At 71.6% G+C, this 25537-nt stretch carries 25 protein-coding genes; 15 read left to right on the forward strand and 10 right to left on the reverse strand.

Annotated elements, in window-relative coordinates; translation table 11 throughout:
* Positions 1-112: 112 nt before the first annotated feature.
* Genes AAME72_RS10280 through AAME72_RS10295 form a run of 4 tightly spaced genes read left to right on the forward strand, consistent with a single transcriptional unit; the run spans position 113 to position 4451 of the window.
* Positions 113-1393 (forward strand): sugar ABC transporter substrate-binding protein, encoded by a 1281-nt coding sequence (locus AAME72_RS10280; protein ID WP_348786466.1) that lies wholly within the window; start codon positions 113-115, stop codon positions 1391-1393.
* Complete coding sequence (locus AAME72_RS10285; protein ID WP_348786467.1) at positions 1390-2334, forward strand: sugar ABC transporter permease; 945 nt, start codon at positions 1390-1392, stop codon at positions 2332-2334. Before AAME72_RS10280 ends, AAME72_RS10285 begins: the two co-directional genes overlap by 4 nt.
* Position 2335: 1 nt before the next feature.
* Entirely contained in the window at positions 2336-3220 is an 885-nt protein-coding gene (locus AAME72_RS10290; protein WP_348786468.1) for a carbohydrate ABC transporter permease, read from the forward strand.
* Positions 3221-3239: 19 nt separating this feature from the next.
* Complete coding sequence (locus AAME72_RS10295; protein WP_348786469.1) at positions 3240-4451, forward strand: family 1 glycosylhydrolase; 1212 nt, start codon at positions 3240-3242, stop codon at positions 4449-4451.
* A gap of 13 nt (positions 4452-4464) precedes the next feature.
* On the opposite strand, the gene AAME72_RS10300 is transcribed toward AAME72_RS10295, so the two are convergent.
* Entirely contained in the window at positions 4465-5457 is a 993-nt protein-coding gene (locus tag AAME72_RS10300) for a LacI family DNA-binding transcriptional regulator (RefSeq protein ID WP_348786470.1), read from the reverse strand.
* 133 nt (positions 5458-5590) lie between these two features.
* On the opposite strand from AAME72_RS10300, the gene AAME72_RS10305 reads away from it, so the two are divergent.
* From AAME72_RS10305 to AAME72_RS10340, 8 genes are all read left to right on the forward strand, one after another.
* Positions 5591-7483, forward strand: a complete 1893-nt coding sequence (locus AAME72_RS10305) for a glycoside hydrolase family 2 TIM barrel-domain containing protein (RefSeq protein WP_348786471.1) — start codon at positions 5591-5593, stop codon at positions 7481-7483.
* Positions 7484-7573: 90 nt separating this feature from the next.
* Positions 7574-8881 carry an extracellular solute-binding protein gene (locus tag AAME72_RS10310; RefSeq protein ID WP_348786472.1) on the forward strand — a complete coding sequence of 436 codons (1308 nt, stop codon included), beginning with the start codon at positions 7574-7576 and terminating at the stop codon, positions 8879-8881.
* Positions 8878-9825 carry a sugar ABC transporter permease gene (locus AAME72_RS10315; RefSeq protein ID WP_348786473.1) on the forward strand — a complete coding sequence of 316 codons (948 nt, stop codon included), beginning with the start codon at positions 8878-8880 and terminating at the stop codon, positions 9823-9825. Before AAME72_RS10310 ends, AAME72_RS10315 begins: the two co-directional genes overlap by 4 nt.
* A complete protein-coding gene (locus tag AAME72_RS10320; RefSeq protein ID WP_348786474.1) occupies positions 9822-10748 on the forward strand; it encodes a carbohydrate ABC transporter permease in 927 nt (308 codons plus the stop codon). The genes AAME72_RS10315 and AAME72_RS10320 overlap by 4 nt, the downstream gene beginning before the upstream one ends.
* The gene (locus AAME72_RS10325) at positions 10745-11374 is read left to right on the forward strand and encodes a hypothetical protein (RefSeq protein WP_348786475.1); all 630 of its coding nucleotides are present in this window, start codon (positions 10745-10747) and stop codon (positions 11372-11374) included. Before AAME72_RS10320 ends, AAME72_RS10325 begins: the two co-directional genes overlap by 4 nt.
* Positions 11371-12501, forward strand: coding sequence for a Gfo/Idh/MocA family oxidoreductase (locus AAME72_RS10330; RefSeq protein ID WP_348786476.1), 1131 nt, complete (start codon positions 11371-11373; stop codon positions 12499-12501). The genes AAME72_RS10325 and AAME72_RS10330 overlap by 4 nt, the downstream gene beginning before the upstream one ends.
* Positions 12498-13409: a PmoA family protein gene (locus AAME72_RS10335; RefSeq protein ID WP_348786477.1), complete on the forward strand. Its 912-nt coding sequence runs from the start codon at positions 12498-12500 to the stop codon at positions 13407-13409. The genes AAME72_RS10330 and AAME72_RS10335 overlap by 4 nt, the downstream gene beginning before the upstream one ends.
* Positions 13406-14128: a cupin domain-containing protein gene (locus AAME72_RS10340; RefSeq protein ID WP_348786478.1), complete on the forward strand. Its 723-nt coding sequence runs from the start codon at positions 13406-13408 to the stop codon at positions 14126-14128. Before AAME72_RS10335 ends, AAME72_RS10340 begins: the two co-directional genes overlap by 4 nt.
* A gap of 53 nt (positions 14129-14181) precedes the next feature.
* Here AAME72_RS10340 and AAME72_RS10345 read toward each other — a convergent pair whose 3' ends face one another.
* Positions 14182-14745: a helix-turn-helix domain-containing protein gene (locus tag AAME72_RS10345; RefSeq protein WP_348786479.1), complete on the reverse strand. Its 564-nt coding sequence runs from the start codon at positions 14743-14745 to the stop codon at positions 14182-14184.
* 80 nt (positions 14746-14825) lie between these two features.
* Between AAME72_RS10345 and AAME72_RS10350 the strand changes: the two genes are divergently transcribed.
* A complete protein-coding gene (locus AAME72_RS10350) occupies positions 14826-15785 on the forward strand; it encodes a zinc-binding dehydrogenase (RefSeq protein ID WP_348786480.1) in 960 nt (319 codons plus the stop codon).
* Here the strand turns inward: AAME72_RS10350 and AAME72_RS10355 are convergent.
* From AAME72_RS10355 to AAME72_RS10370, 4 genes are all read right to left on the reverse strand, one after another.
* Positions 15782-16495: a TetR/AcrR family transcriptional regulator gene (locus AAME72_RS10355; protein WP_348786481.1), complete on the reverse strand. Its 714-nt coding sequence runs from the start codon at positions 16493-16495 to the stop codon at positions 15782-15784. The two genes, AAME72_RS10350 and AAME72_RS10355, sit on opposite strands and share 4 nt — an antisense overlap.
* Before the next feature lie 16 nt (positions 16496-16511).
* Entirely contained in the window at positions 16512-17384 is an 873-nt protein-coding gene (locus AAME72_RS10360) for an alpha/beta hydrolase (protein WP_348786482.1), read from the reverse strand.
* 89 nt (positions 17385-17473) lie between these two features.
* Complete coding sequence (locus AAME72_RS10365) at positions 17474-17980, reverse strand: GNAT family N-acetyltransferase (protein WP_348786483.1); 507 nt, start codon at positions 17978-17980, stop codon at positions 17474-17476.
* Positions 17977-18549, reverse strand: a complete 573-nt coding sequence (locus AAME72_RS10370; protein WP_348786484.1) for a dihydrofolate reductase family protein — start codon at positions 18547-18549, stop codon at positions 17977-17979. Before AAME72_RS10370 ends, AAME72_RS10365 begins: the two co-directional genes overlap by 4 nt.
* A gap of 141 nt (positions 18550-18690) precedes the next feature.
* Between AAME72_RS10370 and AAME72_RS10375 the strand changes: the two genes are divergently transcribed.
* On the forward strand, positions 18691-21891 hold the full coding sequence (locus AAME72_RS10375) for an InlB B-repeat-containing protein (RefSeq protein WP_348786485.1): 3201 nt from the start codon (positions 18691-18693) through the stop codon (positions 21889-21891).
* On the opposite strand, the gene AAME72_RS10380 is transcribed toward AAME72_RS10375, so the two are convergent.
* Positions 21854-22348 (reverse strand): hypothetical protein, encoded by a 495-nt coding sequence (locus tag AAME72_RS10380; RefSeq protein WP_348786486.1) that lies wholly within the window; start codon positions 22346-22348, stop codon positions 21854-21856. The genes AAME72_RS10375 and AAME72_RS10380 overlap by 38 nt on opposite strands.
* Positions 22349-22412: 64 nt before the next feature.
* Positions 22413-23285, reverse strand: a complete 873-nt coding sequence (locus AAME72_RS10385) for a helix-turn-helix transcriptional regulator (protein ID WP_348786487.1) — start codon at positions 23283-23285, stop codon at positions 22413-22415.
* 148 nt (positions 23286-23433) lie between these two features.
* Here AAME72_RS10385 and AAME72_RS10390 point away from each other — a divergent pair, with 148 nt between their 5' ends.
* Positions 23434-24177, forward strand: a complete 744-nt coding sequence (locus AAME72_RS10390) for an SDR family NAD(P)-dependent oxidoreductase (RefSeq protein WP_348786488.1) — start codon at positions 23434-23436, stop codon at positions 24175-24177.
* Here the strand turns inward: AAME72_RS10390 and AAME72_RS10395 are convergent, their stop codons facing one another.
* Positions 24178-24729: a putative immunity protein gene (locus AAME72_RS10395; protein ID WP_348786489.1), complete on the reverse strand. Its 552-nt coding sequence runs from the start codon at positions 24727-24729 to the stop codon at positions 24178-24180.
* 19 nt (positions 24730-24748) lie between these two features.
* Entirely contained in the window at positions 24749-25510 is a 762-nt protein-coding gene (locus AAME72_RS10400; RefSeq protein WP_348786490.1) for an NAD(P)H-binding protein, read from the reverse strand.
* Positions 25511-25537: the final 27 nt, after the last annotated feature.

Consider the following 25537-nt stretch of genomic DNA (forward strand, 5'->3'; position numbering starts at 1 on the left):
GAAACGCTCGACCGACTTGCAATCTAAAAATGTACGCGCATACACTGACCCGGGACAAACCGGCCGGCAACCCCCGGCGGTCGGAGAAGAGAACGTCCCGAGGGAGACAAAGATGTTGAGGAAGCGAGCGGTCGTCGCTGCAGCTGCCGCACTGACCACCGTGCTGGTGCTCGCCGGCTGCGGCAGGAGCAATGGCTCGGACGCGGGCGGTTCGGCCGCCACGATCTCGTCCGGCAAGGCCAAAGGCACGATCAAGGTGTGGGCGCAGGGCGCGGAGGCGCAGTTCCTGCCGGAGATCGTCAAGGGCTTCGAGAAGGAGAACCCGGACGCCAAGGTCGAGATCACGGCCATCCCGTGGGCCTCGGCCCACCAGAAGTACCAGACGGCCATCGCCGGCGGCTCGACCCCCGATCTCGCCCAGATGGGCACGACCTGGATGGCCGACTTCGCGGACGCGTTCCAGACCGTCCCGGACGCGGTCGACACCTCCGGCATGTACGACTCCGCCGTCAACGCGGCGAAGGTCGACGGCGTGAACGCGGGCGTGCCGTGGTACGTCGACACCCGCGCGATCTACTACCGCAAGGACCTCGCCGAGAAGGCCGGCTACTCCACCCCGCCCACCACCTGGGACGGACTCAAGGCCATGGCGAAGGCGATGCAGGAGAAGGCGGGCGCGAAGTTCGGGATGTCGCTTCCGACCGGCGCGGTCGCGGACGACTTTCAGCTGATCCTGCCGTTCCTGTGGTCGAACGGCGGCGAGCTCACCAACGCCGACGGCACGAAGTGGACGTTCGACACCTCCGCGAACGTGAAGGCGATGGAGTACATCAACAGCTACTTCACCGACGGCATCTCCAACAAGAGCGCGGACACGGCGGTCGGCGCGAACGAGGCGAACTTCGCCAACGGCTCGGTGCCCATGCTCATCAACGCGCCCGCCGAGATCAGCCAGCTCGCCCAGGCGGGCGGCGGCGACGCGTTCAAGGACAAGATCGGCGTGATGCGCTTCCCGAAGGAGAAGTCCTCCACGTCGTTCGTCGGCGGCTCCGACCTCGCCGTCTTCAAGAAGGCGTCGAACGCCGACGGCGCATGGAAGCTCGTCCAGTACCTCTCCAAGCCGGACGTCCAGGCGCAGTTCTGGAAGCTCACGGGCGACCTGCCCTCTGTCGACAGCGCCTGGGACAAGGGCGAGCTGAAGAGCGACCCGCTGCTGCAGGTCTTCCGCGACCAGCTCGGCGACACGAAGTCCCCGCCGGCCAACACCGGCTGGACCCAGGTCTCCTCCGACGCCGACTCGCAGCTCGAGAAGATGGTCCGCGGCGGCTCCAGCCCGGCCGAGGCGATGAAGGCGCTGCAGAGCGCCGCCGACGGGGTGGGCACCGGGAAATGACTTCCTCGACTCTCGCCCCTGCCGGGTCGCGCACCGCGCGGCCCGGCCGGGGACGGTCGCGGCGGGTCGGCCTCGGACAGTCGGCCTGGGCTCCCTGGATCTTCGTCGCGCCGTTCCTGATCATCTTCGGCGTCTTCACGCTCGTGCCGCTGGTGTCCTCGTTCGCGATGTCGTTCACCGACTTCAAGGCGACCGACGTGCAGAGCCCGTTCGGGGTCAACTTCGTCGGGCTGGACCAGTACATCTCGCTGTTCGGCAACGCGCAGTTCCTGCACTCGCTGGGCAACACGGCCTACTTCGTGCTGGTGGGCATCCCGCTGACGATGATCGTGGCGCTCGCCCTCGCGGTCGCGCTGAACAACGGCATCCGCCGGTTCCGGGCCGTGTTCCGGGTCGGCTTCTACGTGCCGGTGGTCTGCAGCATCGTCGCGATCTCGACCGGCTGGCGCTTCATCCTGCAGGACGACGGCCCCCTGAACGGCGTGCTGGCGCTGGTCGGCATCCACGGTCCCGACTGGCTGAACTCGACGACGTGGGCGATGCCCGCGATCATCGTGATGGCCGCCTGGCGCAACGTCGGAACGCTGATGATCATCTTCCTGGCCGGCCTCCAGGCCGTGCCCGCCGAGGTGCAGGAGGCCGGGATGATGGACGGCGCCGGCGCCTGGAAGCGCTTCACCGCGATCACCCTGCCGATCCTGCGCCCGACCATCCTGCTGGGCAGCGTGCTGATCAGCGTCGGCTACCTCCAGTTCTTCGAGGAGGCGTTCGTGATGACCGGCGGCGGACCGCTGGACTCCACCCTCTCGATCACCTACTTCATCTACAAGCAGTTCGGATTCGGACAGTACGGCCTGGCGTCGGCGGCGAGCTACCTGCTCTTCATCGTCATCGCGCTCGTCAGCGTCATCCAGTTCCGGACCCTGCGATCCCAGGACTGACATGACGACCACCACACTGAACCGGACGCAGCCCGACACCCGTCAGGCGACGCGACGCCGCACACGCGGCTTCGACGTCTCGCGCGCCATCACCTACCTCGTGCTGGTCGTCGCGCTCGTCGTGACGCTGCTGCCGCTGGTCTGGATGTTCCTCAGCTCGTTCAAGACGCAGGGCGACATCCTCGGCGACCCGACCTCGTGGTTCCCGAAGCACTTCACCTTCGACAACTACGCCCAGTGGTTCGGGCCGCTGAACATCGGGCAGTACTTCACGAACACGCTCGTCGTCGCCGTGGTGACGGTGCTCGGCAACCTCGTGTTCTGCTCGATGGCGGGCTACGCGCTGGCGAAGATGCGCTTCCGAGGCAAGAACGTCGTGTTCACGCTCGTGCTCATCACGCTGATGGTGCCGGCCGTCGTGACGTTCATCCCGATGTTCGTGACGGTGAGCAAGCTGGGCCTGCTCAACACGTACGCCTCGCTGTTCCTGCCCTTCCTGGCGTCGCCGATCGGCGTGTTCCTGATGCGCCAGTTCATCGCCGGGATCCCGGACTCGCTGATCGAGGCCGCCCGGCTGGACGGGGCGGGGGAGGCGCGCATCTTCCTGCGCATCGTGATGCCGCTCTGCGGCGCACCGCTGGCGACCCTCGCCATCCTCACGTTCCTCACCTCGTGGAACAACTTCCTCTGGCCGCTCGTCGCCGCCCAAGGCCAGAGCACCTACACCCTGCCGATCGCGCTCTCGCTGTTCTCGGTCGGGCAGAACGCCACACAGTACGGGCTTCTGCTCGCCGGATCCACGCTCGTGATCGCGCCGGTCGTCGTCCTGTTCCTCGCTCTGCAGCGCTACTTCACGCAGAGCGTCGTCGGCACCGGCATCAAGTGACAACCGAAAGAGACATCGCATGACTACGGCTCCCCGCCAGTTCCCCGACGGCTTCCTCTGGGGCGCGTCGACCGCCGCGCACCAGATCGAGGGCAGCAACATCAACACCGACTGGTGGGTGCGCGAGCACACGCCGGGGTCGGGCGTCGCCGAGCCGAGCGGGGACGCAGCGGACAGCTTCCACCGCTACCCGGAGGACATCGCGCTGCTGGCGGCCGCCGGGCTCAACGCCTACCGGTTCAGCATCGAGTGGGCGCGCATCGAGCCGGAGGAGGGCCTTGTCTCGCGGGCGATGCTGCAGCACTACCGCCGGATGATCCAGACCACGATCGACGCCGGGCTCGAGCCTGTTGTGACCATCCACCACTTCACCAGCCCGCGCTGGTTCGCCGAGAGCGGCGGCTGGCACGGCCGGGACGCGGTCGACCGGTTCGCCCGGTACGTGGAGACGGTGCTGCCCATCCTGAGGGACGTGCGCCGGATCGTCACGATCAACGAGCCGAACATCCTCTCGATGATGCACGGGAAGCACGAGGGCGACCTCGCCGCCATCGGCCTGCCCGCACCGGACGACGCGGTCAGCGAGGCGCTCGTCGCCGCCCACCGCCGGTCGCGCGAGATCCTCACCCAGCTGCCGGGGGCCGCGACCGGCTGGGCGATCGCGGGCCAGGCGTACCACGCCGAGCCGGGCTGCGAGGCGGAGATGCTCGCCTTCCGCCACCCGCGCGAGGACCTGTTCCTCGAGGCCGCCCGCGGCGACGACTTCGTCGGCGTGCAGGCGTACCTGCGCACGTTCATCGGGAAGGACGGCGCGGTCCCCGTGCGCGAGGGTGTTGAGACGACGCTCACGGGCTGGGAGTACTTCCCTCCCGCGCTCGGGATCGCCGCCCGGCACGCCTGGGACCTGACCGGTGGGGCCCCGGTGCTGGTGACGGAGAACGGCATCGCCACCGCGGACGACGCCCGCCGTATCGACTACACCCACGACGCGCTGCTCGGACTGCACGACGCGATGGCCGATGGCGTCGACGTCCAGGGATACCTGCACTGGTCGGCGCTCGACAACTACGAGTGGGGCAGCTACAAGCCCACCTTCGGTCTCATCGGCTGGGATGCGGAGACATTCGAGCGCACGCCGAAGCCGAGCGCCGCGTGGCTGGGCGGCATCGCCCGGTCGGGCCTGCTGACGCATCCCGACCCGGCCCACATCCCGTATACCGACCCGCAGTAAGGGCCGTCGCGGCTCAGCGGGCGATGATCTCGTACGGCACGCTGTGGTGAGCCGCGGGCGGTGACGTCCGCGATCCGAGGAGGTCGAGGATGGTGTCTGCGGCCTCCTCGACGCCGGGGTTGACGGTCGAGAAGGCGGGGATGTGGAAGCGGCCCTCCTCGATCCCGTCGAAGCCCATCACCGCGACCCGGTCCGGGACGGCGATCCCGTGCGAGCCGAGCGTGTACAGCGCGCCGAGGGCCAGGCTGTCGCTGAAGCAGAACAGCGCGTCGAACGCGACGCCGTCATCGATCAGGCGCTGTAGAGCGCGGGAGCCCTCGGCGCGGTTGAAGTGCTCGACCGTCGCCCAGAGCGCCGGATCGACCGGGAGGCCGGCCGCCTCGAGCGCCTGCCGGTAGCCGTCGAATCGCAGCCGGGAGGTGGCGCTCGGGCCGGACTCCTGCACCCCGACCGCCGCGATGCGGCGGCGCCCCTGCGCGATGAGGTGCGCCGTCGCGCTCGCCGCGGCGGAGACGTTGTCGATGCCGACGTGCTGGACGCCGGGACCGACGAGGGCCTCCGCCTGCTCGCCGATGAGGATGAGCGGGGGAGCGGCGCTGCGTCCGGCGAGGTCGTCGGTCGTGAGCTGCAGCGGGCTCAGCACGATGCCGTCGAGCGCTGGCAGGCCGACGCCCGACATCATGTCGCGTTCGGCCGCGCGGTCGCCGTTCGTCTGTGCGATGAGCACCGTGAACGACCGGCGCTGCGCGCGGGCGACGAAGCGGGACGCGAACTCGGCGAAGTAGGGCTCGCGCAGGTCCGGGACCACGAGCGCGATGAGGCCGCTGCGGCCGTTGCGCAACTGGCGCGCCGCGAGGTTGGGACGGTAGCCGAGCTCGTCGATCGCCGCCAGGATGCGGGCCCTGACGCCGTCGCTGACCCAGCCGGTGCCGTTCACGACGTTGGAGACGGTGGTCGCGCTCACCCCGACCGATTCGGCCACATCGGCAAGCGTCACCCTCGGCATCTCATCATCCTTTCACGCCGTCGACTGCGCTGCCTCTTGACTCTAGTTTAGCGTTCAACTATGGTCGGGTCCTAGCACTGGAAAGCCCTTTCCGGTGCACGCACGACGCACAACGGACGAGGGAGTCGCACAGGTGTCATCCAACAACGACGGATCGGGGACGGCGACGCTGCGCGCGAGCCGCATGGAGCCGGCGCGACCGCGTCCGCAGCTGGTGCGCTCCTCCTTCCACGGCATCGACGGCGAGTGGGGCTTCGCGTACGACGATGCCTCGGCCGGCCTCGCCGAGCGCTGGTTCGACGGCCGGGCGCTCCCGCTGACGATCACGGTCCCGTTCCCGCCGGAGTCGGAGGACTCCGGCATCCACGACACCGGCTTCCACCCCGTCGTCTGGTACCGGCGCGAGCTCGGCGAGGCCGACCTGCACGCCGCCGGGCACCGACCGGGCGACCGGCTCCTCGTCCACTTCGGCGCGGTCGACTACCGCGCGCAGGTGTGGGTCGACGGGACGCTCGTTGGCGGCCACACCGGCGGGCACACCCCCTTCTCGGTCGACGTGACCGATGCCCTCACGGCGGACACCGGCACCCACGTCCTCGTCGTCCGCGCGGAGGACGACCCCCACGACGTCGCGCAGCCCCGCGGCAAGCAGGACTGGCACGAGACGCCGCACTCCATCTGGTACCACCGCACGACCGGCATCTGGCAGCCGGTCTGGCTGGAGTCGGTGCGCCCGCAGCACGTCACGGGACTGTGGTGGCGCAGCGACCTGACCGCCGGGACCGTGACGGTCGACGTCGAGCTCAGCCGGCGGGTGGAGTCAGCGGTCCGGGTCGTCGTGGCGCACGACGAGCGCATCCTGGGCTCTGCACGGGTGGTCGTCGACGACACGGTCGCGACGGTCACGTTCCCGCTCGCCGGCCAGGCGAACGGGCAGGAGTACGAGAGGCTGCTGTGGTCTCCGGAGCATCCCACCCTGCTCGACACCTGGGTGCACGTGGACGTCGACGGCGTCGAGCAGGACGTCGTGGCCAGCTACCTGGGCCTCCGCTCCGTGCGCTGCGCCGACGGCGCCTTCCTGCTCAACGAGCGGCCCGTCGTCCTGCGCTCCGTGCTGAGCCAGGGGTACTGGCCGACCTCGCACCTGGCCGCGCCATCGGCAGCGGCGCTGAAGCGCGAAGCCGAGCTGATCGCCGAGCTGGGGTTCAACGCGGTGCGCGTCCACCAGAAGGTGGAGGACGACCGCTTCCTGTACTGGGCCGACCGCCTCGGCCTCCTCGTCTGGGGGGAGATGGCGGCTTCCTACACGTTCGACCGTCGTTCCGTGCATGCCACGGTCGGCGAGTGGACCGAGGCGGTCGTGCGCGACCGCAGCCACCCGAGCATCGTCACCTGGGTCCCGCTGAACGAGAGCTGGGGCGTGCAGCACATCGCCGGCCGTGCCGACCAGCGCGCGTTCGCGGAGGGCATCTACCAGCTCACCAGGGCCATCGACCCCACGCGGCCGGTGATCTCCAACGACGGCTGGGAGCAGGGCACCTCGGATCTCTGGACGCTCCACGACTACGAGGCGGACGGGGAGGTCCTGCTCCGCCGCTACGACGTCACCGACGCCGAGCTGCGCGCCCTCATCGCGGGGATCGGCCCCTCCGGCCGGCAGGTGCGGCTGCCCGGCACGGTCGACGACGGCCAGCCGGTGATGCTGACCGAGTTCGGCGGGGTGGCCTGGGCGGCGGACGAGGGACCGGCCGACGCCTGGGGCTACTCGGAGGCGGAGGACGCGGGCGACTACGCCGCGCGCATCGGCAGCATCCTCTCGGCGGTGAACACCGCGACGCGAGGGTTCCGGGCGCGGCCGGACGGCCTCGCCGGCTGGTGCTGGACCCAGTTGACCGACACCATGCAGGAACGCAACGGCCTACTGACCGAGCGTCGGGAGCCCAAGCTCCCGCTCGCGACCCTGCGCGCGCTCGTCGCGGGCGACACCGCCCCCGAGCAGGAGAGCGTCGCCGCCGGCGGCGCCTGAGAAGCGCCGACCCGCACCACCCGACTTCGGGCGCCGCTCGACGCGTCGCCCGGCCAGGCCGCACAGGCCGACTCAAAGAGGAGGAAACACATGTCACGAAGGATCGCAACAGCCGTGGCGATCGCCGCCGCGGCCGCCCTCGCACTCGTGGGCTGCAGCGGCTCCGGAGGGGGATCGACGTCCGAGAAGATCACCTTCGACAAGGACACCAAGGCGAAGATCTCGTTCTCCTGGTGGGGGAACGACGACCGGGCCGCCCGGTTCGAGAAGGCCATCGCCGGGTTCAACAAGGAGTATCCCAACGTCGAGGTGGTCAGGAACTTCAACGCGTGGGGCGATTACTGGACCGCGCGCAACACCGAGGCCGCCGGCCACGCGCTGCCCGACGTGGTGATGATGGACGCCGGCTACCTGGGGGAGTACTCCAGCAAGAGCCTGCTCCGCGACCTGACCCCGTACCGCGACAACCTGCTTCCGCTGAAGGGCGTCACCGACAACGTGCTCGGCTCCGGGACCATCGACGGCAAGCTCCAGAGCGTCCCGCTCGGGACCAACGCGTGGTCGATGATGTACAACAAGGACGTCCTCGACAAGCTCGGGATCGCCTACCCCACCGGTGACATGACGTGGGACGAGTTCGACGCGTTCATCAAGAAGGTCGACGCGGCGGGAGCCTCCTCCGACCCGAAGATCTACGGCTCGGAGGACTACACCGGCGGGTTCCCCAACTTCATCTACCACCTGATGCAGAAGAAGAACGCGGTCTTCACGAAGGAGGGCAAGCCGGCCTTCACGAAGAAGGACGTGACCTCGTATCTCGACAGCGCGTCCAGCCTGCGCAAGGGCGGCGACTTCTACCCGATCGACCGGAGCATCGCGCTCTCGCCCTCCGGCGGCTTCCTCGCGGGCGAGACCGCCGTCTGGTTCAACTTCTCGACGACCGTGCTGCAGGCGATGACCGACGCAGGCACCGAGAACATCGGGATGGTGACGCCGCCACTGGACGAGGGGAAGAAGTCGCACATCCTCGCCCCGAAGCCCAGCATGCTGCTCAGCGTCTCCGCCAACTCGAAGCAGCCGCAGGCCGCTGCCGCGCTGGTGAACTATCTGGTCACCTCGCCGGATGTGGCGAAGATCTTCGGCACCTCCCTCGGCACGCCCGCGACGGAGGCCGGCCGGGACGCCGTCGACCAGCAGCCGGCGGACACCGTCAACCTGGACTACCTCGACTCGGTCTCGAAGCAGCTCACCGCGAGCTACCCCATCCTGCCCGCGGGCTACGGGACCATCGAGGCGAAGTGGAGCGACCTGTCGCAGCAGCTGCAGTACGGCCAGATCACCAGCAAGCAGTTCGCCGACGAGCTCTTCTCCGAGATGTCGATGGCTCTGGGCTCATGACGGCCACGGCAACCCACCGCACGACCGGTCCCCGGCGCGCGCGCTCTGTCCGCGCGCGCCGGGAGGCCCGGGCAGGGTACGCCTTCCTGAGCCCGTGGCTGCTCGGCTTCGTCGCCCTCACGGCGGGGCCGATGATCGCCTCGCTCTACCTGTCGTTCACGAACTACAACCTGTTCGCCGCGCCCGAGTTCACCGGCCTCGACAACTACACACGCCTGTTCACGGACCCGAACTTCCTGCAGGCGGTGAAGGTCACCGGCCTCTACGTGCTCGTCGGCACCCCGCTCAAGCTCGCCGCCGCGCTCGCCGTGGCGATGCTGCTGAACCAGCCGCGACGAGGGCAGGGCTTCTACCGCTCGGCGTTCTACCTCCCGTCGCTCATCGGCGGCAGCGTGTCGATCGCCATCGTGTGGAAGGCGATGTTCATCGACAACGGCGTCGTCTCCCAGATCGGCTCGTTCATCGGCGGGCCGCCGGCGAGCGAGGGGGGATGGGTGGGCGATCCCGCGCGCACTCTGCCGATGCTGATCCTGTTGACGGTGTGGCAGTTCGGCGCCCCGATGGTGATCTTCCTCGCCGGGCTCAAGCAGGTGCCGGCGGAACTGTACGAGGCGGCGTCCGTCGACGGCGCCGGGGCGGTGCGGCGGTTCTTCTCGGTCACGCTGCCGATGCTCTCGCCGGTGCTGTTCTTCAATCTGCTGCTGGAGACCATCCATGCCTTCCAGATTTTCAACTCCGCGTACATCATCTCGAACGGGACGGGGGGACCGGCCGGCTCGACGCTGTTCTACACGCTGTACCTCTACCTCCGCGGGTTCCGCGACTTCCAGATGGGGTACGCCTCCGCCATGGCATGGGTGCTCGTGATCGCGGTGGGCATCGTCACGATCATGCTGTTCCGCACCTCCAAAGCCTGGGTCCACTACGCGGGGGACGAGCGATGAGCGCCACGGACACCCGAACCCGCCCGGTCGCCCCGGCGAGCGCGGGCGCGGATCCGACGGCCGGGCGCGAGCAGCGGGGACGCCGCCGGCGCTGGGGATGGAAGTCGGTGCTGTTCCACCTCTTCGCCGTCGCCGTGCTCGTCGTCATCCTGTACCCGGCGGTGTGGATGCTGATGTCGTCGTTCAAACCGGGCAACGAGATCATCGGGTCGGTCGACCTCATCCCGCGCGACGGCGGCCTGCAGAACTACGTCACCGCGTTGAAGGGCATCGGCGGGATCTCGTTCTGGACGTTCGTCGCCAACTCGCTGATCCTCGCGGTCGCGTCGGTCATCGGTGTCGTGGTCTCCTGCTCGGTGACGGCGTACGCCTTCGCGAGGATCAGCTTCCCCGGCAGAGGGCTCTTCTTCGCCTGCATGATCGCGACGATGCTGCTGCCGTTCCACGTCGTGATCATCCCGCAGTACATCGTGTTCAACCAGCTGGGCCTGATCAACACCTACTGGCCGCTGCTGCTGGGCAAGTTCCTCGCCGCCGACGCGTTCTTCGTGTTCCTGATGATCCAGTTCATGCGCGGCCTGCCCCGCGAGCTCGACGAGGCGGCACGGATCGACGGCGCAGGCCACGTGCGCACGTTCGTCTCGGTGATCCTGCCGCTGATGAAGCCGGCGCTCGTGACGAGCTCGATCTTCGCCTTCATCTGGTCGTGGAACGACTTCTTCGGGCCGCTGCTCTACCTGAAGGACCCCGGCACCTACACGATGCCGCTGGCCCTGCGGCTCTACGTCGACCAGACCTCGAGCAGCGACTACGGCGCGCAGATGGCGATGGCGATCCTCGCGCTGCTGCCGGTCGTGGTGTTCTTCATGGCGTTCCAGCGCTACCTCGTCGCCGGGGTGGCCACCCAGGGGCTGAAGGGATGAGCCGGGTGGACGACCGTCGCAGGAGCGCGCCGCCGCTCGACGGGATGCGGCGCTTCGGCGGCCGGGGCGTCGGCGCGTTCGGCGAGATGCTCGTGGTGGGACTCGCGGTCACCGCGCTGTCGCTGCCGATCGTCACGGCCGTCCCGGCCCTCGCGGCCGGTGTCCGTCACCTCGAGGGTCATCTGACGGACCGGCCGGACTCGGTGCGCAGCCTGTTCTCGCTCGCGTGGTCGGCCATCCGGTCCGGCTGGCTGTCCGGCCTCGCGTCCGCCGCCGTCGTCGGCATGCTGCTCGTGAACGTGGCGCTCGGCGTCCAGGGGCTCGTCCCCGGCGGCGGCGCGCTCGCGGTCGTCAGCGGCGTGCTCGCGGCAGCGGTCGCCGTCGTCGCGTGCCGGGTGGCCGCGCTCTGGGCGCCCGGCAGCAGGTGGGGGAGCCTGTGGCGGGAGGGCGCAGCGCTCGCCGTCGGCGACCCGGTCGGCAGCCTTCTGGTGCTGGCCGGGCTCGGGGTGGGGCTGGTCGTCGCGTGGATGCTGCCGCCCCTGATCGTCATCGCGCCCGGCCTCACCGCCGTCGCGCTCGTCGCCGCGGAACGACGCCGTCGCGCGGCACAGGAAGGAGACGCATGAGTTCGCAATCGACGCCCCGCCCGAGGGGGCCGATCCGCTCCGCCATCATCGGGACCGGCGGCATCGCGCACGCGCACGCGCAGGCGATCGCCGCGCTCGGCGACCGGATGCGGCTGGTCGCGGTGTCGGACATCGACGCCGGACGCGCTCGGGAGTTCGCCGCCGCCTACGGGGTCGGCCAGACGTTCGGAAGCGCCGGCGAGCTGCTCGACGCGGGAGGCGTCGACCTCGTCCACATCTGCACCCCGCCGCAGACGCATGCCGCGCTGGCCATCCAGGCCATGCGCGCGGGGGTGCCTGCCCTCGTCGAGAAGCCCACCGCGCTGAGCCTGGCCGAGCTGGACGAGATCGCCCGGGTGGAGCAGGAGACCGGCGTGCCGACGCTGACGGTGTTCCAGCACCGCTTCGGCCCGGCCGTGCGGCACCTGCGCGCGCTGGTGTGGGAGGGCGTGCTCGGCCGTCCGCTCGTCGCCACCTGCGAGACGATGTGGTTCCGCACCGACGACTACTTCGCGGTTCCGTGGCGCGGCAGGTGGGAGGTGGAGGGCGGCGGCCCGACGATGGGTCACGGCATCCACCAGTTCGACGTGCTGCTGGCGGTGCTCGGCCCGTGGGCGGAGGTGACGGCGATCGCGGCGCGGCAGCTCCGGCCGACCGACACCGAGGATGTCTCGGCCGCCCTGGTTCGCTTCGAGAACGGAGCGGTGGCGACCGTCGTCAACTCGCTGGTGTCGCCGCGCGAGAGCTCCCGGCTGCGCTTCGACTTCGAGCACGCGACCGTCGAGGTCGAGCACGTCTACGGTTACGACGGCGGCGACTGGACGTTCACCCCGGCACCCGGGCACGAGGAGCTGACCGAGATCTGGGCCGCCGGCGCCGCTTCCGTGGACCGCAGCTCCCACCGCGACCAGTTCGCGGCGATCGCCGACGCGCTGGCCGCGGGCGAGGCGCCGGAGGTCTCGACGGCGGACGCGCGCCGGACCCTGGAGTTCGCCGCGGCGACCTACGCGTCCGCGTTCCAGCGCATCCCTGTCGCGGCGGGTGCCATCGCGGGCGACGACCCGTTCCTGACGTCGATGAGCGGCGGCCGCGTGCCGTGGCCGCCGCGGAAGGAGGAGATCGCATGACGGGGCTGGAGGCGATCCACGAGGTCGGGCGCGCCGTGACCGTGCGCGACGGCGACGTCGACCTGTTCCGCTACGTGTACGTGCCCGATCATCCGACGGTCGAGTCGCCGCGTCCGTACATCCACCCGCTGCGCACGCGCGGCGGCCGGCTGGTCAGCCTGTACCGGCCCCACGACCACGTCTGGCACAAGGGGATCACCTGGTCCCTCCCCGTCGTCGCCGACGAGAACTTCTGGGGCGGCCCGACGTACGTGCGCGGGGAGGGGTATGTCTGGCTGCCCAACAACGGGACGCAGCGGCACACGGGGGAGGCACGGATCACCGGCGAGGCGGGAACCGTCGTCATCGAGCACGACCTGGAGTGGATCACGCAGGCCGGCGAGCGCTGGTTCACGGAGCACCGGAGGCTGACGGCCACGACGGCGGGCGACGACGACTGGGTGCTCACGTTCGACACCGAGTTGCGCAACGTGCGCGGCGAGGCGATCCCCATCGGTTCTCCGACCACGCGCGGCCGCGACAATGCGGGCTACGGGGGACTGTTCTGGCGCGGCCCGCGGTCGTTCACCGACGGCACGCTCGTCGCTCCCGGTGTCAGCGGCGGCGACGAGCTGCGCGGGCAGCGGCACGAGTGGATGGCGTTCGTCGGCAGACACGACGAGTCCGATGCGTCGTCGGTGCTGCTGATGCTGGACGACACCCGGAACCTCCAGCACCCGCCGCAGTGGTTCGCCCGCTCGGAGGACTTCGCCGCGCTCAATCCGGCTCCGTTCTTCAGCGAAGAGCACGAAGTCCCGGCGGACGGCGTGCTGCGGCTGCGCTACGGCGTCGGGATCGCGGACGGCGATGCCGACGACGCCCCCGCGCTCGCGGACGCGGTGCGCGGGCGGGTCCGGTCCGACTCATGAGCCGATCGACCTTCCCCGGCGGAACCGCGGTGTCGCACCTGGATGTCTACGACACCGAGGCTCCGGACGGCTGCCGCGGCGGCACCCCGCACCTCCACCTGGTCTCGACCGAGGCGTACGTCGTGACCTCCGGCCGGGGAACGCTGCAGACGCTCTCCGCCGACGGCTTCCGCGAGACGCCGCTGGAGGAGGGCACGGTCGTCTCGTTCACGCCCGGCACCATCCACCGCGCGGTCAACCTCGGCGGTCTGCGCGTCGTCGTGCTGATGAGCAACGCGGGGCTGCCAGAGGCCGGCGACGCCGTGATGACGTTCCCGCCCGAGATCCTCGCCTCCGCGGAGGAGTACGCGGCCGCCGCCGACCTCGGCAGCGGCGAGGACCGCGCCGAGCGGGCGCGCCGTCGGCGCGACCTGGCGGTCGCCGGCTTCACCCGGCTGCGGGAGGCCACCGAGTCCGGTGACCCGCGCGCGCTCGCGGACCTGTACGCGGCGGTGGGGGCCCTCGTGCGGGACCGCGCGGCCGCCTGGGACCGGCTCATCGCCGACGGACCGCTCGCCCAGGCGCGACGCTCGCTCGAGATCGCGCGCTCCATCGCCGCCGGCGACGCGTCCCACCTGGGCCAGGGCCGCGTTCGGTCGGCCGCGCCGACGCCGGGGGAGCGGGGCTTCGGGATGTGCGGCCGGCTGCGGACGTACGACCTCGGGGGCGGTGCGGGGTAAGGCGGCTGCCGGGGCGCGGATGTCTCACCGTCACGGCGATGCGACCGGCCGCGTCAGGCGCGCAGGCCGTCGATCGCGAGGTCGGCGAAGCGGCGTGCCGCGGCCGGGAGCAGGTCGCGGCGCGACGCGCTGAGGCCGCGGCCGGCGGAGAGGATGAGGATCAGGTCGGTGGGCGCGTAGTCCGCCCGCAGCGTTCCCTGCTCCCTGGCGCGCCGCGCGACACCGTCGAGCATCCCCAGCAGCTCTCGGCGGTGGGCGGCGGTCGCGGCCGACGGGGTGGTCGAGACGAGCGCATCCACGAACCCGCGGTTGCGCACGTTGAGCACGATCAGCCGGCGCAGCGCCTCGCTGAACCCGCGCCACGGATCGGGATCGGCGCAGCCGTCCTCGACGATCCGCCGGCAGGCCGCCGTCTCCACCGCGAACGCCTCGTCGATCAGGTCCTGCCTGGTCGGGAACCGGCGGTACAGGGTCGCGGGGCCGACGCCCGCCCGCCGGGCGATGTCGCGCATCCCGACGTCCAGGCCGCGCTCGGCGAACAGCTCGCTCGCGGCGGCGAGGATGCGGTCCCGGTTCTCCTGCGCGTCCGCGCGCAGCCGAGTCGATTCCAGGGTCATCTGTTCCACTTCCTGTAAGTGGACGGAGGCGTCCGTTACCGTCCGAAGGGTAACAGCTTCGAACGCGGCGAGGAGGAATCGTGAAAGCAGTGATCATCGAGGAGTTCGGGGACCCGGCCGGCATGCGGGTGGCCGATCGCCCGAAGCCGGCGGCGGGACCCGGTCGGCTGCTGGTGCGGACGGAGGCGATCGGCGTCGGCGGTGTGGACGCGGTGATCCGCCGCGGCACCATCGGGCTGGCGGGGGAGCCGGGGATGGTCCCCGGCAGCGAGGTCGCCGGCGTCGTCGAGGCGGTGGGCGCGGGCGTGGACCCCGGCTGGCTCGGCAGGCGGGTCTGGGCCTTCACCGGGCTCACCGGCGGATACGCCGAGTACGCCTCGGCCGGCCTCGACGACGTCACGGCCATCCCGGACGCGCTGGACTCCGTCGACGCGGTGACGCTGGGGAGCGCCGCGACGGTCGCGCACTTCGCCCTCGCGCACGCGCACCTCGCGCCCGGCGAGTCCGTGCTCGTGCGCGGCGCGTCCGGAAGCATCGGCATCGCGGCGATCCAGCTCGCTGCGCACGCGGGCGCGGCGGCCGTCGCTGGCACGACGTCGTCGGCCGAACGCGGGCGGCGCCTCCGGCGGCTCGGCGCCACGCACCTACTCGACCGGGCGGGCGCCGGGGACGACGCGTTCCCCGACCAGGTCGACGTGATCGTCGACATCATCGGCGGCCAGGATGTGCCCGCGTTCGTCGACAGGCTCGCGCCGAACGGCCGCTACGTGCTCGTCGGCGCCGTCGCCGGGTTCCCGCCCGCCGACTTCGGCCGCCCGCTGCTGACCGGGTTCCGGCTCTCCCGTTCGATCGCCGCGTTCAGTCTGGATTCGGTCCCCGTTCCCGAGCGGAACCGTGTCCGCGCGCAGCTCTTCGAGCGGGCGGCGCGGGGCGAGCTCGGCTCCGTCGTGCACGAGGTGCTGCCGCTCGCTGAGGCCGCGGAGGCGCACCGCCGGATGGACGCGGGGGCGGTGTTCGGCCGGATCGTGCTCGAGCCCTAGGGGCGCGCGGAGCCGCGCCGCGCCAGCTGCGCGCGGAGTCCGTCCAGGATGACCGCGAGACCGAAACCGATCGAGGGTGTGCCCTCGTCCTGCAACTGTCCGCCCTGAAGGACAGCGGACAGGCGCGGGAAGTCCGCGCGCGGGACGACCTCGAGCAGCTCGGCGGGCGACACGGTCGCGCCGCCGCTGCGGGCACGGGCGAGGTTCGCGATGTTGCGCGCGTGGCCGTCGAGCAGCAGCCCCGCCTCCAGGCGTTCGTCGACGTCGAGCGCCAGCGGCTCGGTGATCGTGAGGAGCCGTTCGACCCAGGACGCGTGCCGCGGGGTGAGCGGGACGCCCGGCAGCGGCAGGTCGAGCAGCCACGGATGCGCCAGGTAGCGTTCGAACAGGCCGGCCGTCCATGCGCTCACCCCGGCGTCCCAGGCCTCTTCGGCGGAGGGCCAGGCGGGCGGCGCCCCGAGGGCCTCGTCCATCACCAGCAGGAGCAACTCGTCGCGGGAGGCGACGTGCCGGTACAGGGCCATCGCCGAGCAGCCGACCGCGGCGCTCACCTTGCGGATCGTCACCGCCTCCACGCCGTCGCTGTCGGCGAGCGTGCCGGCGGCGGCGAGGATCACCGGCAGGGACAGTCCCGGTCGCGCCACGTTCCCGCCCTGCCAGGCCGCCCGGATGCGCTCCGGCAGTCCCGGGGCGGGAACACGATCGGTCACGGGGCGCTCCTTCTGCTCACGGGGTCGCGCCGTCAACGCTACTCGACGCCGGAGCGGTCGCCCGAAGGTGATCGATCACGGCGGCAGCGACCAGGGCGGGCTGCTTCTCGGGTCCGAAATGGTCGAGGCCCGGGAAGAGCCGGAGGCGCGCGGACGGCAGCAGCGCGGACAGCCGCCCGGCGGCCCGGCCCGCGGAGGTCGCCGTCGCCTCCTTGCCCGTCATCAGCAGGACCGGAGCCTCGACGCCGCGGTAGCGCTCCGGCTGGTCGGCCAGGTTCGCGGCCTCGCGGTGCTCCCGCAGTGTCCCCTCCAACAGGGCGTACTTCTGGAGGCGCTCCTCGCGCGGGATCGCGACCCGCATGATCGCGGAGAGCACCACCCGCGGCGCCTTTCCGCTTGTCTCCGGGTTCACGCCCTGGACGAACGTGGTGAACGCGGCGTGCCGACGGCCACGCGCGAGCTCGGCCGCGCAGCGGTCGGCCCACCGCATCGCCACGAGCTCGTCGTCCTCGCCGATCAGGACCCCCGGCTCGTACACCGCGCCGGCGTCGAAGCGACCCGTCCGCAGGGCCTCCAGGGCGAGGAAACCGCCGAAGCTGTGCCCCGCGATGAGCCGGGAGCCGGTGGCCGCGGCGACCGCGAGGATGTCCTCGACCTCCCGCTCCGCGCCGTATACGTCGCCCTGCGGGCCGCTCGCGCCGCGGCCGCGTCGCTCGATGGTGTGGACCGTGAATGCGGTGCCCAGCTCGCGGGCTAACCCGTCGAAATCACGGGCGACGGCAAGCGCCCCTGGCACCAGCACAAGGCCGGGACCGCGGCTGGTGGAGCGGTAGGCGATGCGGGTGCCGTCCGCGGATCGGGTCTGGTTCTCGGTGATGTTGTCGTTCATGTCGACCTCCTGCGTACAGTGTATGCATATGCGTACAGCGTACGCAAGAGGATGCGCCGAGCCGCCTCCGTCCAGGTCGCCTCGGGCGCCTACGCCCGGTCGCGCGGCAGCGCCAGCGCCATCGTCCAGACGTTCAGGTGCAGCGTGGCGCCGCGGAACGGGATGTCCTCGTCCCCGGCCAGCGTGAAGCCGGACCGCTCGCACACCCGGTTCGACGCCGGGTTCTCGACATTCGGGAACGCCATGAGAAGCGGGTACCGGCCGTGTCGGCGCACATCGTCGACGACCAGCGGGACGGCCGCCGCCGCGAACCCGTGTCCCTGTGCCTCCGGCAGGACGAACCAGCCGGTCTCGTGCACGTCCGCGTCCCTCCACCGTGTCGACCACCAGCCGATCGAGCCGACCACGCGGTCGTCGTCCACGATCCGGAACATCCGCGACTCCCCGGTCTCCCAGCCGCGCAGGTACCGGGCGTGCCGGTCGGCGACCTGTGCGGGCGTCTCCGGTCCGACCAGGTGCCTGGTCATCTCGGGAGTGTTGGCCGCCTCCAGCAGCGGCAGGTCGTCCTCGCTCCAGCGCTCCAGCCGCAGCGTCATGCCGCACCCGGGCCCGGAGGTGCGTCGAGCACCCGCGGCACCGCCTCGTAGAGCACCAGCCGGCCGTCCAGCACCCGGATGGAGGTGGACTCCATGACGACATCCGGCCAGCCGTCGTAGATGCGGTCGGCGCCCGACGCCCCGTTGACGACCGGGAAGACCACCACCCGGTAGCGGTCGACGAGCCCCGCCCGCAGCAGGGAGCGGCTCAGGCTGGGGCTGCCGATCGTGCGCAGCTCGATCCCCGTTCGCTTCAGCTCCCGCACCGCCTCCACGGCGTCGCCCGCGACCAGGCTTGTGTTCGCCCACTCCAGCGGCTCGGTCAGCGTGCGCGAGAAGACGATCTTGGGTCGCGCGGTCAGCTCGGCCATGTCCTCGGCGCCGGTGCGGGCGAACTCCGCGAACAGTCGGTACGTGCGCGTGCCGAGCAGCACGGTGTACTCCCGCTCGGCCTCGGCGGCCAGCATCTCGAAGTACTCCGGACCGCCCATTCCCCACAGGCCGGGCCAGCCCTCGGCCGAGCCGAAGCCGTCCAGAGAGGTGATGTAGTCGACCAGCAGCTCTGCCACGCGCGTCCCCCTGACGTCAGCGGAAGGATACTGCCGCCTCGCGTGGAGCGGCCAGTGGCTCCGCAGAACGGGTCTGGCCGCCCACCCCCCGAATGGTGCACACTGGGCCGGTCCGTATGCGATGACGGAGGGGGATATCGCGTGAGGAGACCGGGAGCGGCTGCCGGGGCGCTCGTCGCCGGGCTGCTCCTCGGTCTGCTCGCGCCCGCGCTCGTCGTCGTGCCCGCGACCGCAGCGGCCGCCGCACCGGCCTCCGCGCCCGCCGGCAGCGCGACGGATCCCGGAATCTGGAACGTCCACACCGTGACCTTCCGCTCGCTCGGCCGCACCGTAGCGAGCGTGCTGGTCGTCGACGGCGGCCACGCGCCGCGGCAACCCGCCCCGCCCGCGGCCGACGGCGTCTTCGACGGCTGGGTGACGGAGTCGGGCGGCTCGGTCGTGCCCTTCGACTTCGTGACGACCGTTGTCACCTCCGATCTGGTGGTCGACGCGCGCTTCACCGACACCCACGTCGCGCAGTTCCTCGCCGGGCCGTCCGGGTCCGACGCGCGGCACGTCATCGACGCCGACGAGGTGGCCGACGGCGCTCCGCTCGGCGACATCGCGCCCGACGTGTCACAGGTTCCGGAGGGCCAGGTGTTCACCGGCGACTGGTTCCGGCAGGGCGACGCAACGCGGACGCCGTACGACTTCTCGTCGCCGGTCACCGCGAACCTGCGGCTCGTCCCGCTCTTCGCCGCCGGCTTCGCCGTCTCGTTCGTGACGGACGGGACGGCGGTCGAGCCGGAGTTCGTCCTCGAACCCGATACCGAGTTCACCGCGGCCGACCTCGCCGCCGTCTCTCCGCCGACGCGCACCGGCTACACATTCACGCAGTGGTGGGAGGACGCGGCGCGCAGCCGGCCGGTCGTCTTCCCGATCACGGCGACGACGACCCTCTACGCCGGATGGAGCGGGGACAGCGTGGACTACCACGTCAGCTATTGGCTGGAGAAGGCGAACGTGGTGCCCGCCGGGTATCCCGCGCCCGTGTTCACCCCGGCGGGAGGGACGCCGCCCGCGTGGGGAGCGGCCGACGGCGCCCTCAGTCCCGCCCAGCTGGCGAATCCGGCCACCTACGACTTCCTCGACGACATCACCGCCACCGCCGTCGCGGGGACGACTGTGAGCGGCCCCGCGGCCAAGAGCGACGTCCCCGCCTCGATCCAGGGTCTGGTGCGAGCGCAGCTGGATCCCGCGAGTGTGCAGCCCGATCCGATGACGTTCGCCGACCTGGCCGTCAGCCAGCAGGACGTCACGGTGAAGGGTGACGGATCCACGGTCGTCAACGTGTACCTGACCAGGGCGCTGTGGCGGGCGGACTTCGCGCTGATCAGCCCGGGCGGCACGCTCAACACGTCGACGCCGTGCGCTCGCACGGGGACCTACGACGTCACCATGACCGTCGGAGGGACCACCTACTACCAGTCGACGCAGCCGGGCGGCGGCCAGCTCCTCGGGACGTTCTCCGTGCGCGAGAAGATCGGCTTCGACATGAAGGCGGCGAACGTCGCGCCGGTCTCCCTGTCGCAGACCGACGGCTCGGAACTCATCACCGCCCTCGACACCGGCACCCAGAACCAGAGCTGCGTGCTCCGCGGCTGGGGTCCGCAGCAGGTCACGCCGGATGTCTTCAACGCCACGTACACCGGGGCGTATGCGGACACGAGGTCTGTGGACCTGACCGCCAGGACCACATCGCTGAGCGGCGCGATGGCCGCGAGCAGGACCCAGAACCTGACCCAGCGGTTCGTGTACACCGAGACGGTCGACCAGTCGATCGCCGCCCCGGACGCGGTGATCGGCCCGGACGGGACCCCCAACGACCCGCTGCACGTCGCCACCCTCTACAACAACGACAAGACGACGGTCAGGGCCGAGATCCCGGCAGGGCACCAGGTCTTCTCGCAGTTCCGGACGGCCTGGTACTGGGCCACGACGGGCGACAGGCAGGTCGCGAGCCCGATCGAGGGCTTCACCTCGTACGTCGGCTATGGCACCGGGGCCGCGACGGTCGGCAACTACTTCCAGCTCGACGCGCCGACGAATCGGCTCTATCAGCTGAAGAACAGCGGCAACATCAACGACAGGTATCGCTACCAGTTCTACAGCCGCAACGTCTACACGCTGAGCTTCGTCACGGGAGGCGGCACGGCCATCCCGCCGGTCTCCGGCATCCCCTACGAGGGCTCGCTGGGGCAGCTCGCCCCCGACGACCCGACACGCGGCAACGACGTGTTCCAGGGCTGGTACACCGACTCGGAGTTCAACGTGCCGTTCGGCTTCGACGGCGCCACGATGCCGCCGAGCAACCTCGTGCTGTACGCCAAGTGGCTGAACGACCCGCACACCGTGCAGTTCTACGACCACCCGTCCGCGCCCGATCCCATCGTTGGCCTCACCCAGACGGTGGAGGACCAGGGCACCGCGACCGAGCCCGCCCCACTCCCGCCGCAGCCGGACAGCCAGTCCTTCGTCGGCTGGTTCCAGCGCACCGCGGACGGCTTCTTCGTCCCGTACGACTTCGACACCCCGGTCGGTGGCGACCTGCGCCTCTACGCGCGCTGGCAGCAGCCGGCCGCGGCGCCGTTCCCGATGCTCTACGACGGCGACGGGAACACGTCGGGGGCGGCCCCGCGCGACCCGTACCGCTACGACGCCGGCTCCAGCGCGATCGTCGCCGACGGTGCGTCGCTGCGGCGCGGAGACGAAGTCTTCGTCGGGTGGCGTCCGGTCGCCGGCGCCGCCGCGATGCGCATCATCACCAGCCCGGTGCCGGGCGACGGCCTCTACCAGGCGGGCCGGACCGTCCGGTTCGGCGCCGGCTCCGTGACGCTGACCGCCGCCTACGCGAACCCGGACCCCCGGTTCACGGTGACCTTCCGCGAGAACGGCGGCCTCGGTGCGTCGACGGCGTGGGACGGCCCGCCGGGGGCCTCGATCACCTACCCGGGCGCCTCCGATCTGCGCTTCACCGGTCCCGGTACCGACTTCCTCGGCTGGGCGACCTCGCCGTCCGCGACGTCCCCGGACCCCGCCTACGACCGGCTGGTGGTCTCCACCCTCACCGCCGACCTCACCCTGTACGCCGTGTGGGCCGACGCTCCCGGTCCGGCCCCGTCGCCCCCTCCCGCGCCTCCGGCCACGCCGGCCGGCGACCTCCCCGGCACGGGGAGCGACCCGACCGGCGGGCTGGTGCTCGCCGCCGCGCTCTTCGCGGCCGGGGTCGTCGCCTCCCTGCTCCGGCGCCGGCGGGGCGCGCCGGTCAGCGGCCGCCGCCCAGGTCCTCCCTCAACCCGTTGAGGATCGTCCAGACCGAGTTGCGCTTCTGCGGGGTGTCCGCCTCGCTCATCGGGATGACGAGCTCCAGCCCGTCCCGGTAGACCGCACGGACGGTGAACCGGCCCGGCCACTCAGCGAGGTCGTCCGCCTGGAAGGAGGGGGTCCCTCCCGCGACCTCGAGGCGTTCGAGGTCGGTGCGCCGGTGGACGCGGGTGATCACATCGGACTGCCCGCTCTGCGTCGAGAGCATCGCCTCGACCGTGACGATGGTCCCGGCCGTGAACACGCCGACGTGGACGCTCAGCACCTGCTCCGACCGGCGGAGGGCCGCGCCGAGGTACTTCACGTCGTCCTCGCCGACCGCGAGAGCGACGCCGGTCACGATCGCGCCGAGCATCGTCGAGCCGATCGCGTCCGGGCCGTCGGCGCCGATCTCGTCGATGATCCTCCGTGCGATCGCGTCCCTCGAGACCTGCATCGCCCGCTCCCTTCGGCAGTGCCACCATCGTGCACCAGCGCCGGGGCGTCGCGTAACCCCGTTTCTAGCCGCGGAGGCCCGGCTCCTCGTCCACGGCGTGCGCCGGCGGCTGCGTCGCATCGATCGACTGCGCGAGTCCCGCGAGCAGCCGCAGCTTCTCGTCGCTCTCGCTGCCGGCATCGGGGTAATAGACCACGAGGATGACGTCGTCGACGGGGAGCTTGTCGCGGTGCAGCCGCAGCTCGCCGACCACCGGGTGGTCCAGCAGGGCCGTGCCGCCCTCCAGGTTCCGGACGTCGTGGCGCGCCCAGAGCGCCCGGAAGCGCTCGCTCGAGATCGCGAGCTCTCCCACCAGCTCGACGAAGCGCGGGTCGTCGACGTCGTCCCCGATGTTCGCCCGGAGGGCGGCGACGATCCCGCCGGTGGCGGCGGTCCAGTCGCGCTGGAAGGCCTGCTCCTCCGGGTCGAGCAGCAGCGAGCGCAGCCGGTTGTGTCCCGGACGCAACCGGGGCGAGAGCGCGACGGCGAGCGCGTTGGAGGCGAGCACGTCGAACGAGCGGCCCTCCACGAACGCCGGGACGCCGAGGTTCGCCAGCAAGTGGTGCAGCCGCTCCGGCACGCGCTCCTCCGTGCGCCTGCGGGTCGTGCGCGGCCGGCCGGAGCCGAGCCCGATCAGGTACGCCCGCTCGACGTCGTCGAGCTGCAGAACGCGGGCGAGCGACTCCAGCACCTGCACGGACGGGTTCGCGTCCCGTCCCCGCTCCAGGCGCAGGTAGTAGTCGGCGCTGATGCCCGCGAGCATCGCGACCTCCTCCCGGCGGAGCCCCGGCACCCGGCGGTTGTCGCCCGCCGGCAGCCCGGCCTGCGCGGGGGTGACCAGGTCGCGGCGCGCGCGCAGGTAGGCGCCGAGCCGGTTCGTCCTGTCCTCATCGGTCATGCTGCCACGCTAACCCGCCGCTCGGCGCCCTGGGGATGCCCTGCCGGACCCCCGGAACGACGGGGCTCTGCCGCGTCCGCCGGCGCCGCCGGAGACTCGATCACGAGCCCCCGGTGAGGCGCCGGGGACGAGACGAAAGGCACATCCCATGGACATCAGCACACGCACCGTCTTCATCGCGGGCGGCACCTCCGGCATCGGGCGCGAGCTCGCGCGCCGGTTCGCCGCCGCCGGGAGCACGGTGGTGGTCGGCGGCCGCGACGACGACGCCCTCGCGGAACTGGGCGCGGAGGGTTTCGGCACGGTCCGCATCGACGTGACGGACCCGGCGTCTGTCGCTCAGGCGCGCGACGCCGTGCTGGCCGCGCATCCCGGACTGGACACGGTCGTGACCATGTCTGGAGTCATGCTGCTGGAGGACCTGCGCGACCCCGCGCACTTCCCGGCGGCGGAGCTGACCGTCGAGACCAACCTGCTCGGCACCATCCGCGTGATCGACGCGTTCACGCCGCACCTGATCGGCCGCGGCGGGGGCACGATCGTGACCGTGACCTCCGGGATCGCGTACCTCCCGTTCCCGCCGATGGCGAGCTACGCCGCGTCCAAGGCCGGCGTGCACGCCTACTCGGAGGCTCTGCGCGTGCAGCTCGCGGGGAGCGGGGTCGACGTCGTCGAGCTGGTGCCGCCCGCGGTGGCGACGGCGGGTCAGGAGAAGGTCAACCCGCACGCGCTCGACCTTGACGACTTCGCGACCGAGGTCATGGACCTCCTCGAGCAGGAGCCGACCCCGAACCAGATCCTGGTGCAGGGCGTGCAGATGCACCGTTGGGCCGAGAGGAACGGCAGCTACGACGAGCTGGTCGCACAGCGCGCCAGGATGCTCGCGCGCTGACTACCGCGCCGCCGGGCGCGGCCTCCTCAGGTCCGCCTGGATCGCGCGGATGACCTCGCCGAGCGTCCCGGAGGCGAGCAGTCCCGATCCCAGAGGCCCTGCCGCGTCCTCGCCGAGCGCGGGAAGGCGGGCGAGCGCGCGGCGGACCTCGTCCGTCATCCGGTCGAGCTGCCAGCCGACCTCGTCGTCGAGCGCGTGCGCGTCCTCCGGGGCGGCCAGGGCGGCCGCCTTCGCCGCGTAGGCGGCCGCCCCCAGGGCGTGGGCGCCCATGTGCGCGACGGCGGCCGCCTGTGCGGCGGCGCGAGCGGCCGCGGCGGCCGCTGGGTCGTCGACGCCCGAGGCGGCGCGACCGGCGACGAACCGCCGTTTGATCTCCTCGGCGGCGGAGAGCTCGCCGCGGGCGTAGGCGCGGACGCGGTCGATGGCCTCGCGGGGGACGGGGTTCCCGGGGGAGTGCTCCTCGAACAGGTGCACGACGTGTTCCGCGCAGTCCGCGGCCCACGACGCGACCGTGCGGCGGTCGGTGTCGCTCAGGCTCTGTGAAGACGTCACCCCTCCACCGTCCCACAGTTCACGCCGCGGCGGCCGGGAGCGCGGCCAGATACTCCCTCCACGTGCCCGTGCCCCTGGTCGCTTCCGGACCCGCGAGGTTCGCCTCCGACCGGTAGGCGTGCCCGACCGCGCCCGGCACGGCGATGCGCAGGTGCGGGCGCCGCCGGCCGGGCAGGTCGTCGATGAGCGTCTCGAGCGGGAGCACCTCCGGACCGGCGAGGTCGGCGACGAGACCCTGCGGCGGCCCCACCGTCAGCTCCGCGAGCCGGGCGGCCACATCCTGGACCGCCACCGGTTCCAGCCGCACGTCCTTCAGCACGGGCACCACCGGCAGCTTGGCGATCCCGCGGACCATCCCGTGCGCGAACTCGTGGAACTGCGCCGCCCGCAGCACCGTCCACGGCACGCCGGAGTCGGCGAGGATGCGCTCGGACTCCGCCTTGCGCCGGAAGTAGCCGATCGGCACCGCGTCCGCCCCGATCACCGAGATCAGCAGCAGGTGGCCGACCCCGGCGGCGCGGGCGGCCTCGGCGACATTGCGGGTGGCGACGTCGTCGCCCTTCGGCCCGCCGGCCAGGTGCAGCACGACGTCCATCCCTTCCATCGCCTCCGCGAGGCCGTCGCCCGCCACGGTGTCGCCCCCGGCGTACTCGACGCCGTCCGCGGCGGTGCGCGGGTGACGGGTGAGGATGCGGACGCCGCAGCCCCGGGCGGAGAGCAGCGGGACGGTGTGGCGGCCGAGGTTTCCGGTGCCTCCGGTCACGAGAACGGTGCTGGACATGATCGCTCCTTCGTCACATCGGGGCCG

This window comes from Leifsonia sp. NPDC080035, assembly GCF_040050925.1.
In the GTDB taxonomy this organism is placed as follows: domain Bacteria; phylum Actinomycetota; class Actinomycetes; order Actinomycetales; family Microbacteriaceae; genus Leifsonia.

Coding starts and splice junctions, on each gene's coding strand:
- AAME72_RS10340 (WP_348786478.1), top strand. CDS start 13,406: ATGAGCCGATCGACCTTCCCCGGCGGAACCGCGGTGTCGCACCTGGAT.
- AAME72_RS10365 (WP_348786483.1), bottom strand. CDS start 17,980: ATGACGCTGCGGCTGGAGCGCTGGAGCGAGGACGACCTGCCGCTGCTG.
- AAME72_RS10330 (WP_348786476.1), top strand. CDS start 11,371: ATGAGTTCGCAATCGACGCCCCGCCCGAGGGGGCCGATCCGCTCCGCC.
- AAME72_RS10400 (WP_348786490.1), bottom strand. CDS start 25,510: ATGTCCAGCACCGTTCTCGTGACCGGAGGCACCGGAAACCTCGGCCGC.
- AAME72_RS10300 (WP_348786470.1), bottom strand. CDS start 5,457: ATGCCGAGGGTGACGCTTGCCGATGTGGCCGAATCGGTCGGGGTGAGC.
- AAME72_RS10320 (WP_348786474.1), top strand. CDS start 9,822: ATGAGCGCCACGGACACCCGAACCCGCCCGGTCGCCCCGGCGAGCGCG.
- AAME72_RS10335 (WP_348786477.1), top strand. CDS start 12,498: ATGACGGGGCTGGAGGCGATCCACGAGGTCGGGCGCGCCGTGACCGTG.
- AAME72_RS10295 (WP_348786469.1), top strand. CDS start 3,240: ATGACTACGGCTCCCCGCCAGTTCCCCGACGGCTTCCTCTGGGGCGCG.
- AAME72_RS10360 (WP_348786482.1), bottom strand. CDS start 17,384: ATGAACGACAACATCACCGAGAACCAGACCCGATCCGCGGACGGCACC.
- AAME72_RS10380 (WP_348786486.1), bottom strand. CDS start 22,348: ATGCAGGTCTCGAGGGACGCGATCGCACGGAGGATCATCGACGAGATC.
- AAME72_RS10315 (WP_348786473.1), top strand. CDS start 8,878: ATGACGGCCACGGCAACCCACCGCACGACCGGTCCCCGGCGCGCGCGC.
- AAME72_RS10285 (WP_348786467.1), top strand. CDS start 1,390: ATGACTTCCTCGACTCTCGCCCCTGCCGGGTCGCGCACCGCGCGGCCC.
- AAME72_RS10345 (WP_348786479.1), bottom strand. CDS start 14,745: ATGACCCTGGAATCGACTCGGCTGCGCGCGGACGCGCAGGAGAACCGG.
- AAME72_RS10310 (WP_348786472.1), top strand. CDS start 7,574: ATGTCACGAAGGATCGCAACAGCCGTGGCGATCGCCGCCGCGGCCGCC.
- AAME72_RS10280 (WP_348786466.1), top strand. CDS start 113: ATGTTGAGGAAGCGAGCGGTCGTCGCTGCAGCTGCCGCACTGACCACC.
- AAME72_RS10290 (WP_348786468.1), top strand. CDS start 2,336: ATGACGACCACCACACTGAACCGGACGCAGCCCGACACCCGTCAGGCG.
- AAME72_RS10385 (WP_348786487.1), bottom strand. CDS start 23,285: ATGACCGATGAGGACAGGACGAACCGGCTCGGCGCCTACCTGCGCGCG.
- AAME72_RS10325 (WP_348786475.1), top strand. CDS start 10,745: ATGAGCCGGGTGGACGACCGTCGCAGGAGCGCGCCGCCGCTCGACGGG.
- AAME72_RS10390 (WP_348786488.1), top strand. CDS start 23,434: ATGGACATCAGCACACGCACCGTCTTCATCGCGGGCGGCACCTCCGGC.